At 62.3% G+C, this 9,216-nt stretch carries 10 protein-coding genes; 4 read left to right on the top strand and 6 right to left on the bottom strand.

Annotation, left to right across the window (positions count from 1 at the left end; genetic code table 11):
* The 5 genes from VNZ93_RS02605 to VNZ93_RS02585 form a co-directional block, all read right to left on the bottom strand.
* Positions 1–267 (bottom strand): electron transfer flavoprotein subunit beta/FixA family protein (locus VNZ93_RS02605; RefSeq protein ID WP_414709955.1); only part of this gene is annotated, 267 nt, incomplete at its 3' end.
* A gap of 159 nt (positions 268–426) precedes the next feature.
* Positions 427–1,011, bottom strand: a complete 585-nt coding sequence (locus VNZ93_RS02600) for a cob(I)yrinic acid a,c-diamide adenosyltransferase (protein ID WP_325699657.1) — start codon at positions 1,009–1,011, stop codon at positions 427–429.
* 3 nt (positions 1,012–1,014) lie between these two features.
* Positions 1,015–1,206, bottom strand: a complete 192-nt coding sequence (locus VNZ93_RS02595) for a twin transmembrane helix small protein (protein WP_325699654.1) — start codon at positions 1,204–1,206, stop codon at positions 1,015–1,017.
* Between the two features lie 56 nt (positions 1,207–1,262).
* On the bottom strand, positions 1,263–1,715 hold the full coding sequence (locus tag VNZ93_RS02590; protein WP_325699651.1) for a host attachment family protein: 453 nt from the start codon (positions 1,713–1,715) through the stop codon (positions 1,263–1,265).
* A 173-nt stretch (positions 1,716–1,888) separates the two neighbouring features.
* On the bottom strand, positions 1,889–3,568 hold the full coding sequence (locus VNZ93_RS02585) for an acyl-CoA dehydrogenase family protein (RefSeq protein WP_325699648.1): 1,680 nt from the start codon (positions 3,566–3,568) through the stop codon (positions 1,889–1,891).
* A 145-nt stretch (positions 3,569–3,713) separates the two neighbouring features.
* Between VNZ93_RS02585 and VNZ93_RS02580 the strand changes: the two genes are divergently transcribed.
* Both VNZ93_RS02580 and VNZ93_RS02575 read left to right on the top strand, forming a co-directional pair.
* Complete coding sequence (locus VNZ93_RS02580; protein ID WP_325699647.1) at positions 3,714–5,738, top strand: HAMP domain-containing methyl-accepting chemotaxis protein; 2,025 nt, start codon at positions 3,714–3,716, stop codon at positions 5,736–5,738.
* Positions 5,739–5,820: 82 nt separating this feature from the next.
* Positions 5,821–6,687 carry a YihY/virulence factor BrkB family protein gene (locus VNZ93_RS02575; RefSeq protein WP_325699645.1) on the top strand — a complete coding sequence of 289 codons (867 nt, stop codon included), beginning with the start codon at positions 5,821–5,823 and terminating at the stop codon, positions 6,685–6,687.
* 19 nt (positions 6,688–6,706) lie between these two features.
* Here VNZ93_RS02575 and ccrA read toward each other — a convergent pair whose 3' ends face one another.
* Positions 6,707–7,975 carry a crotonyl-CoA carboxylase/reductase gene (ccrA, locus tag VNZ93_RS02570; RefSeq protein WP_325699642.1) on the bottom strand — a complete coding sequence of 423 codons (1,269 nt, stop codon included), beginning with the start codon at positions 7,973–7,975 and terminating at the stop codon, positions 6,707–6,709.
* 516 nt (positions 7,976–8,491) lie between these two features.
* Here ccrA and VNZ93_RS02565 point away from each other — a divergent pair.
* On the top strand, positions 8,492–8,743 hold the full coding sequence (locus tag VNZ93_RS02565; RefSeq protein ID WP_325699640.1) for a GlsB/YeaQ/YmgE family stress response membrane protein: 252 nt from the start codon (positions 8,492–8,494) through the stop codon (positions 8,741–8,743).
* Between the two features lie 23 nt (positions 8,744–8,766).
* The coding region (locus VNZ93_RS02560) for a methylmalonyl-CoA mutase family protein (RefSeq protein ID WP_325699637.1) at positions 8,767–9,216 on the top strand (450 nt) is incomplete at its 3' end.

Genomic DNA, 9,216 nt, shown 5'->3' with positions numbered 1-9,216 from the left:
GTCGACCTTCACGAGAATGCCGCGGTCGGCACCCATCGCGAGCGATGTCCGGATGGTCTCGGAGGCCTGGGCCGGTCCGATGGACACGGCCACGATCTCGGTCGCCTTGCCAGCTTCCTTCAGCCGGATCGCCTCTTCCACAGCGATCTCGTCGAACGGGTTCATCGACATTTTGACATTGGCGAGTTCCACACCCGAGCCATCAGCCTTCACCCGCACTTTTACGTTGTAGTCGATAACCCGTTTAACGGGCACAAGAATTTTCATGATCATAGCCTTCGCAGATGCGAAATCGAGCGGCTAACTAAGAGTTGGACGGCATGGGTGTCAACGGCATGGCCGGCAGGCAAAATGCGAAGGTGTTCGCTATCCCGAAGAACCCGGCCACGTCGCCGCCAAGACTTAGCAAATTCAGGGAAAATCGTATCAGCGATTTTGACCCGGTTGCCACAAAACATCCTTTTCGCCGCGGTCATTCACATGGCGCCCGGCGACGAACAGGAAGTCCGAAAGCCGATTCACATACTGAATCGCCTCCGGCGTGACCTCTTCGCCGGGCTGGTCCCGAAGCTCGACCATCAACCGTTCGGCCCGGCGGCACATGGTGCGGGCGAGGTGCATGTAAGCCGCCGCTGGCGTGCCGCCCGGCAGAATGAAGGAGCGAAGCGGCGGCAGACCGTCATTCAGCGCATCGATCTGCTGCTCGATCCACTGCACCTGCTTGCCGGTGACGTTGAGCTTGGCGCCTCCCGGACCCTTGCCCTTGCTGTCATCGAGGATGCACAGGTCCGCCTCGACGTCGAAGATGTCGTTCTGGACATGTGCCAGCATGGCATCGAGCCGGGCATCGCCTGCGGTATGGAGCCGCACGATTCCGATCGCCGCATTGACTTCATCCAGCGTGCCATAGGCGTCGACGCGCAGATCGTACTTCTTGCGCCGTTCGCCTGAGCCAAGTGCGGTCGTGCCGTCGTCGCCGGTACGGGTGTAGATTCGATTGAGGACGACCATCGCTCAGCGTCCCATCATCCAGATCGCCAGCATGATGATGACAAGCGCGATCGCCTGCAACAGCACGCGAAGCCGCATCAGCTTCTGCGACAGATGCGGCGAGCCGCCACGGAGCATGTTTACGAGGCCGAAGACCAGCACCACCGCGACAGCCGCGATGGCGAAGGGGACGAGCGAATAAAACGGATTTGACATCGCGCGCTTGTAGCACCGGGCCGCCAGCGGGGCCACCGGCCCGGTGCATGGCGGGCCTACGCCGCCAGATGCTTCTCGATCTCGTAAACCGGCATCTTCACGTAGTCCTTCTGGATTTCCTCACGGACCGCCTGTTTCAGGGCGTGCGTATAATGCTGACGCATCACACCGAGCGCCCGGGGCGGAGCCACCAGGATGATCGCTTTCATCTGTCCGGAATGCGCGGCAGCATCGAGTTTCGTCATGACCGACCGCAGGAACTCATCTTCCTGTTGCGTATGGAAATCGGTTTGCTCAACCGCCGAGCGGCCATTGCCAACCGACGAATGCGAGCGTCCCGGCTTGTCGCTGCCCAGCTCGCTGGTCGGCGGAACCGTCTGCTCCATCACCTCGCGGGTCTGAAGATTGGGAAATTTGGAATCGCCGGCATTCTGTAGAAACAGGGCCTTGCTGCCGTCGCAGACAATGACCCATTCGTTCTGATCGATCCTGACAGTTTTGGAAGACATTCGCGCTCTCCTTGCGGATGGCTACGCCACCACGGCTCCGATGGCGCAACCTTGCGTCAAGTCAACGCAAGGAGGCATTTTCGGTTGCCGCGCTCTTGGTCGCACCGACAAGGAAACGTCGCACGGATCGGGAATCCGGCGCGGTCACATCGTCGCGACTGCAACCACGGCGGCTAGTTGCTGCCGTCCAGAAGCCGCCGCGCAATCACCTGCGCCTGGATTTCCGCGGCCCCCTCGAAAATGTTGAGGATGCGCGCATCGCACAGGATGCGGGACGCCGGGAATTCCAGCGCGAAGCCGTTGCCGCCGTGGATCTGGACCGCATTGTCGGCCGCCGCCCAGGCGACGCGCGCGGCCAGCAGCTTGGCCATGCCGGCTTCGAGATCGCAGCGCCGGCCAGAATCCTTCTGTCGTGCCGCGAAATAGGTGAGCTGACGCGCGATCAGGATCTCAACCGCCATCATCGCGAGCTTGTCGGCGACGCGCGGGAATTCGACGATCGGACGTGCGAATTGCGATCGCTGCTGGGCATAGGCGAGGCCCTGATCCATCGCGGCCTGTGCGACGCCGATTGCGCGCGCTGCAGTCTGGATGCGCGCAGCTTCGAAGGTCTGCATCAGTTGCTTGAAGCCGGCGCCCTCGACGCCGCCAAGGAGGTTTTCGGTTTTCACCTCGAAGCCGTCGAAGGCGATTTCGTATTCCTTCATGCCGCGATAACCGAGCACTTCGATCTCGGTGCCCGACATGCCGGGTGCCGGGAACGGGTTATTGTCGTCGCCGCGCGGCTTTTCCGCCAGCAGCATCGAGAGGCCGCGATATCCGGTCTGCTTCGGATCGGTGCGCACCAGAAGCGTCATCAGGTCGGCGCGGACCGGATGCGTGATCCAGGTCTTGTTGCCGTAGATCTTGTAGACATCGCCCTCGCGCACCGCGCGGGTCTTGAGCGAAGCGAGGTCCGAGCCCGTATTCGGCTCGGTAAAGACAGCGGTCGGCAGGATTTCGCCAGAGGCGAGAAGCGGCAGCCACTTGCGCTTCTGCTCCTCGGTGCCGCTGCCGAGAATAAGCTCCTCCGCGATTTCGGAGCGCGTGCCGAGAGAGCCGACGCCGATATAGCCGCGCGACAATTCCTCCGACACGACGCACATGGATTCCTTGCCGAGCCCCATGCCACCGTATTCTTCCGGCAAGGTGAGCCCGAAAACGCCAAGCTCCGACATCTGACCGATTACATCGAGCGGGATGTATTGGTTCTTCAGATGCCAAGTCTGGGCATAGGGCACGACTTCGCTTGCGGAGAACTTCCGCATCTCTTCGCGAATGGCCTCCAGCGTTTCGTCGAGACCCGCATTGCCGTAGGTCGGCTCGGTATGGTGGTTGATAAGCTCGGCCAGGCGTGCACGGCGGGCCGGCGTGTTGCCGGTATCGATCAGATGGTCGATCGCCGGGGTCATCCGTGCCGCAATGTCCGCGCGCGACAGCCCCAGATCGGAGAGCCGCACGATCTCGCCCTGGCTCATGGGGATGCCACCCAGGATCTGGGCCAGATATTCGCCGATGCCGATGCGGACCTGTAACTCCTCGATCTCGCCGAACTTGCCCTCGGCCCGCATGCGTTCGGCATAGGCGACAAGCTGGCGCAGAGCTTCGACATAGGTCGCGAGCCAGGCCAATCCGTGGGTCGCACGCTGCTCCCGGTCGAACACGCGGCCCATCGTGTCGCCACCCTCGATTGCAACACGTTTGCGGACCGCGATGGCGGCATCCTGCAGGAGCGCCTCGACCGCCCCGACCGCATCCTGGGCACGGGGGATGAAAGCGTCGGACAGATCAGACCGTTGCTGCGCGGCTGGCATCGGTAAAGGCCCCGTTAAGAAATGATGTTCCGCCCAGAGTAATGGTGCAACGCACAAAAGCAACTGCGAGCTGCTCTATCTATGGTTGCTGGTTATTTAACCTTTTCGCGCTTCGCTACGACTGCCCAATACGCAGGCAAAGCCCATGACATCCGCGTTCAGCGCCAACCGCCCGAGTCGCTTTCGCCTGTTTCGCCTCGTGCGAGCGCTGTCGGTTCGCACGCGCATCCTGCTGATCGCGCTGCTTCCGGTCGCCGGCTTTGTCGCCAACGGGATCTCCTTCATGTCCGGCGAGCAGGAGGTCGCGGACGCGTTCGACCGCTACCGTCGCGCCCAGGAGACCACAACAGCGAGCCAGAGCCTGAAAGAAGCGATCAGCAAGATGCGGATCGCCGCGCGCGATTTCGCCACCGACCCTGACGATGTTACCATCGAGGCTTTCGAGACCGCGAAGGCCCAGGCGGTCGAAAAGCTGGCCACCATCGAGGCGGCGCTCGACGACAACGGGCGACTGCGAATTGCATGGATTCCGGGACGGCTGAAGGAAATCGGAAACCGCTTCGCGGAAGTCGTCGTCGATCAGCGCAAGCTCGGCCTTTCCGAAAGCGAAGGCTTGCGGCGTCAATTGCACGACACCGGTCTTGCAGTCGAGCGCGTCATCAATCAGGGCGTTGAGGGCCTCAGCGACGCCGACTCCAGAAAGCTGTTCGTCTCGCTTCTGATGATGCGGCGCTTTGAAGCCGAACAACGCATCAAATCGACCAACACGTCGTACACGCTGTTCGTCTCGGAACATGACAACTTCACAAATACGATGAAAGGCGTTGCCGCTCCGCCCGAGCAGGGCGCAGATATCGAACGACTCGTGAAGGCCTACGCCGACACCTTCTCCGCCTGGTCCGCAATCGCCGACAAGGTGCGTCCCAATCTGAAGGTTATCGATCTCGACACGCAGCAACTCGCTCCCGCCGCAGACGCCATCATTGCGACCGCAAGCGAAGGCGCCAGCCGCGCCGCCGCGGAATTATCCGCTTCGCAGAACCGAACCTGGACGATCATACTCTCGGTCGGCGTTGCCGCGGTCTGTCTTGGCCTCGCGCTCAGTCTGCTGATCGGCTGGAGCATCGCACGGCCGCTGCAAAATCTCGCCCACGCCATGACCCAGCTCGCCCGGGGAGACACCTCGGCGGTCATCTCCGGCACGCGCGAGCGCGATGAAATCGGAGACATGGCACGCACCGTCATCGTCTTCCGCGACACCATGCTGGAGCGCGAACGCCTCGCACAATCCCAGAATGAAACCGCGCAAGCGCGCGAAATGCGCAATCAGTCGATTGCCGCAACCATCGCGCAATTCGAACGCTCGGTGGACAATATGCTCGGTCGCGTCCGCGACGCAGCTCAACGTCTTGAATCGGCATCGACCCGCCTCAATGCATCGGCCGACGACATGTCCTCCGAGGCCCGCGCCGCGGAGACCCGCGTTCTCGACGCCTCAAGCAATGTCACGACCGCCGCCGGCTCGATCGAAGAACTCGCGGCTTCGATCGGCGAAATCGCAAACCAGGCACAGAAGTCCACTCTGGTCGCCGAGCGCGCGGTTTCCGAATCGCGCCGGACGAGCGCGACGATGGCCGAGCTTGGCAACGCCGCGTCGCGCATCGGCGAAGTGGTCAACCTGATCCAGTCTATCGCCGGACAAACCAATCTGCTGGCGCTCAATGCGACGATCGAGGCTGCACGCGCAGGTGATGCCGGCCGCGGCTTTGCAGTTGTCGCATCGGAGGTAAAGTCGCTCGCCGGCCAGACGGCGCGGGCGACCGAAGAGATTGCCGGGCAGATCGGCTCCATCCAGACGGCGGCCGCCGACGCCGCGCAGGCCATCGCCCAGGTCAACAGCATCATCGAGGATATGTCTGCGATTGCGGCCAATGTCGCCGCCACCGTCGAGCAGCAGAATTCCGCCGTTGCAGTCATCGCCGAAGGCGTCAGCAGCGCGTCTGGCGCAGCGCAGACCGGCGCCGACGCAATGAGCCGCGTATCCTCGGCCACGATGGAGGCACGAGCCACGGCGGCCGATGTCAAAGCGCTTGCCGACGCTCTCGCGGTCGAGGCCGAAGGCCTCGATTCGCAGGTGCGTCAGTTCCTGATCAAGGTGCAGGCCGCATAGAGCCTTGACGGGGCCAACCGGCTCTTGAGCCGGCCGCAAGCTTTGCCTATCTCGCTTGGACGAGTCGCACCGGGACCCCGCGTTGAAATTCCTCAAGACAACATATCGCGTCACGATGGACGCCTTCTGGCAGTTCAATGCCGATGACGGCTGGGCGATTGCCAGTCATATCGCGCTGTCGAGCCTCATGGCCCTGTTCCCCTTTTTCCTGGTGCTGACCGCCCTCGCCGGCGTGTTCGGCTCGCAATATCTCGCCGACGAGGCGGCCAATCTCGTGCTCGAGGCCTGGCCGGAGGAGGTAGCCGGTCCGATCTCGCGCGAAATTCATAACGTGCTGGTCGGCGCGCACGGACAGGTGCTGACGGTCAGCGCCTTGCTCGCGCTATACTTTGCGTCGAGTGGCATCGAGAGCCTGCGCATCGGCCTGAACCGCGCCTATACCGCGGTGGAGACGCGCTCGATATGGCTGCTGCGGCTGGAATCGATCGGATACGTCGTCCTGTCGGCGATCGGGCTCCTCTCGATTTCGTTTCTGGTTCTGCTTGCGCCGTTGATCTGGACCACGCTGATCCGGCGCTTCCCGGCGCTCGTCCCGTTCGGCGAAGTGATCACCTTTGTACGCCTCGTGACCGCGAGCATCTTGCTGATCGTGCCGCTGTTCGTCGTGCACAAATGGCTGCCGGCCGGCAAACGTAAGTTGATGGACATCCTCCCCGGAATTCTTGTCACGCTTGGACTTTGGCTGATCACGGGTATCGCGTTCGGCCGCTACCTCGCCGATTTCGCGTTCACCTACTCGGTCTATTATGCCGGTCTCGCTTCGCCGATGATCGCGCTCGTGTTCCTTTACTGGACCGCCTCGATCTTCATCTATGGCGGCGAACTGAACGCAACGATCTCCAAGATACGAGCCGCGCGGCGCGAGGCCGCCGCGCCAGCGGCCGACTAAATTATCCGGCAACGGTTTTCTAGCCCGCCGCCGCCTCGATCGTATCCTCGAGATTGCGCAAACCGACGCGCGGCGCGCTGACCAGCACCGCCATGTTTCCGGGCTTGTGCTGGTTCTTCCACATCAGTTGATGCGCCGCCGGGATCTTGTCCCAGGGAAACACCTCACCCATGCAGGGATCGATCCGCCGATCGAGCACGAACTGGTTGGCTGCACTCGCCTGTTTCAGATGCGCGAAGTGCGAGCCCTGAATGCGCTTCTGACGCATCCACACATAGCGCGCATCGAACGTGATGTTGAAACCGCTGGTACCTGCGCAGAACACAACCATGCCGCCGCGCTTCACCACGAGACACGAGACCGGGAACGTCGCTTCGCCCGGATGCTCGAACACGATATCGACGTCGCGCTTGCCGGTAATGTCCCAGATCGCCTTGCCGAACTTGCGCGCTTCCTTCACCCACTCATTGTATTCGGGCGTATTGACCTTGGGCATCTGACCCCAGCAATTGAAGTCCTTGCGGTTGATCACGCCCTTGGCGCCGAGGCCGAGCACGTAATCGCGCTTGGTCTCGTCCGAGATCACGCCGATCGCGTTCGCGCCCGAAGCGGCACAAAGCTGCACGCCGAACACGCCAAGGCCGCCCGAGCCGCCCCATACGAGAACGTTGTCGCCCGGCTTCAACGTATGCGGGGGATGTCCGAACAGCATGCGATACGCGGTTGCCAGCGTGAGCGTGTAACAGGCCGCCTCTTCCCAGGTCAGATGCGAGGGCTTCGGCATGAGCTGCCGCGACTGCACGCGACAGAATTGCGCGAAGGATCCGTCCGGCGTCTCGTAACCCCAGATGCGTTGCGAAGGCGACAGCAGCGGATCGCCGCCATTGCACTCCTCGTCGTCGCCGTCGTCCTGATTACAATGGACGATGACTTCGTCGCCGACTTTCCAGCGCTTCACCTTGGAGCCGATCGCCCAGATCACGCCGGACGCGTCCGACCCGGCGATGTGATACGGGTGCTTGTGCACGTTGAAGGGCGAAATCGGCTGACCGAGTCCTGCCCAGACGCCGTTGTAGTTCACGCCCGCCGCCATCACGAGCACCAGCACATCGTTTTCGCCGATCGGCCAGGTCGGCAGAACCTCGATCTGCATCGACTCCAGCGGCGGACCATGCCGCTCCTGCCGGATGGCCCAGGCGGTCATCCTTTCAGGGACGTGGCCCAGCGGCGGGATCTCGCCGACGGCATACAGGTCCTTCACCATTTGAAGCTTCGGCGCGGCAATCATGACTTGGGCTCCGGCGGGCAGGTCCGAATTGTGACGCAGACCATATTGCGCCGCAACAGAGCAGAAGGCACCCGAAAAGTTGGGACGGAACTCTGACAGGCTGCGGCAATCGCCATCGGGCGGGGAATTGCCGCGACTCAGCGCCGTCGAACTGGTCAGCCTCCTTCAATTCGCCGCCTGTGACCGGCCCCGAACCGGATCGCCTTCCTCAGTACAGGCTGCAGTCGATGTGCTTGTGGATAACGGGACACCGGTCGCCATCTGACCGGAGCACCTTCCCGTGCTGCACGCGGCGCCAACGTCGTTGTCCGGCTGTAAAAACAACCGTTGCACCGGGTCGGTAACGCGATATGCTGCATCGCAATATCTTTCTGCAGGCTGGTTAGGTTGCGGCGCATTAAGTCCGTCCTTCGCTGACTTCCGGTCCCGGTCGCAGTAGAATGCCCTCGCTGCAGCGCAACAAAGCCGCGGGGGCGGGGCTTGGCAGCGGTCCCCGCGCGTGTCGGGGAGACGAAGATGGGTATCGAAAGCTTTATCGTTTGGCTGATCGTCGGTGGCGTGGCTGGCTGGCTCGCCGGCCTGATCGTGAAGGGCTACGGCTTCGGCATCATCGGCAACATCATTGTCGGCATTGTCGGTGCGCTCATCGCCGGGTGGCTGTTGCCGCGGCTCGGTATCGTAATCGGCGGCGGCATCATTGCATCCATCATCAATGCCGTGATCGGCGCGGTGATCCTTTTGGTCATCATCGGCTTCTTCAAACGATAGGACGAAGGCGGCGCGGAGATTGAATGGCAGAGAGCGCGGACAACAAACCGAAACGGGACAGGCCCTGGATTTTCCGGACCTATGCCGGGCATTCGACCGCAGAAAAGTCGAACGCGCTCTACCGGCAGAATCTCTCGAAGGGACAGACGGGCCTGTCCATCGCCTTCGATCTGCCGACGCAGACCGGCTACGACTCCGATCATGTTCTCGCTGCCGGCGAGGTCGGCAAGGTCGGAGTGCCCGTTTCTCATCTCGGCGACATGCGGACACTGCTGAACGGCATTCCGCTCGCCGAGATGAATACGTCGATGACGATCAATGCGCCGGCCGCGTGGCTGCTGTCGCTGTACATCGCCGTCGCCGACGAGACCGGCGCGCCGCGTGAGAAACTCACCGGCACCACGCAGAACGACATCATCAAGGAATATCTGTCGCGCGGCACCTATGTGTTCCCGCCCGGCCCGTCCATGCGT

Origin of the sequence: Pseudorhodoplanes sp., assembly GCF_035565795.1 — a bacterium.
In the GTDB taxonomy this organism is placed as follows: Bacteria; Pseudomonadota; Alphaproteobacteria; order Rhizobiales; family Xanthobacteraceae; genus Pseudorhodoplanes.
This window is presented reverse-complemented; position numbering and strand designations above follow the sequence as displayed.

What these genes read in the sequence shown, in the direction of transcription:
- VNZ93_RS02595 (WP_325699654.1), bottom strand. Translation starts at nt 1,206, where the DNA reads ATGTCAAATCCGTTTTATTCGCTCGTCCCCTTCGCCATCGCGGCTGTC.
- VNZ93_RS02600 (WP_325699657.1), bottom strand. Translation starts at nt 1,011, where the DNA reads ATGGTCGTCCTCAATCGAATCTACACCCGTACCGGCGACGACGGCACG.
- VNZ93_RS02565 (WP_325699640.1), top strand. Translation starts at nt 8,492, where the DNA reads ATGGGTATCGAAAGCTTTATCGTTTGGCTGATCGTCGGTGGCGTGGCT.
- VNZ93_RS02580 (WP_325699647.1), top strand. Translation starts at nt 3,714, where the DNA reads ATGACATCCGCGTTCAGCGCCAACCGCCCGAGTCGCTTTCGCCTGTTT.
- VNZ93_RS02585 (WP_325699648.1), bottom strand. Translation starts at nt 3,568, where the DNA reads ATGCCAGCCGCGCAGCAACGGTCTGATCTGTCCGACGCTTTCATCCCC.
- VNZ93_RS02590 (WP_325699651.1), bottom strand. Translation starts at nt 1,715, where the DNA reads ATGTCTTCCAAAACTGTCAGGATCGATCAGAACGAATGGGTCATTGTC.
- ccrA (WP_325699642.1), bottom strand. Translation starts at nt 7,975, where the DNA reads ATGATTGCCGCGCCGAAGCTTCAAATGGTGAAGGACCTGTATGCCGTC.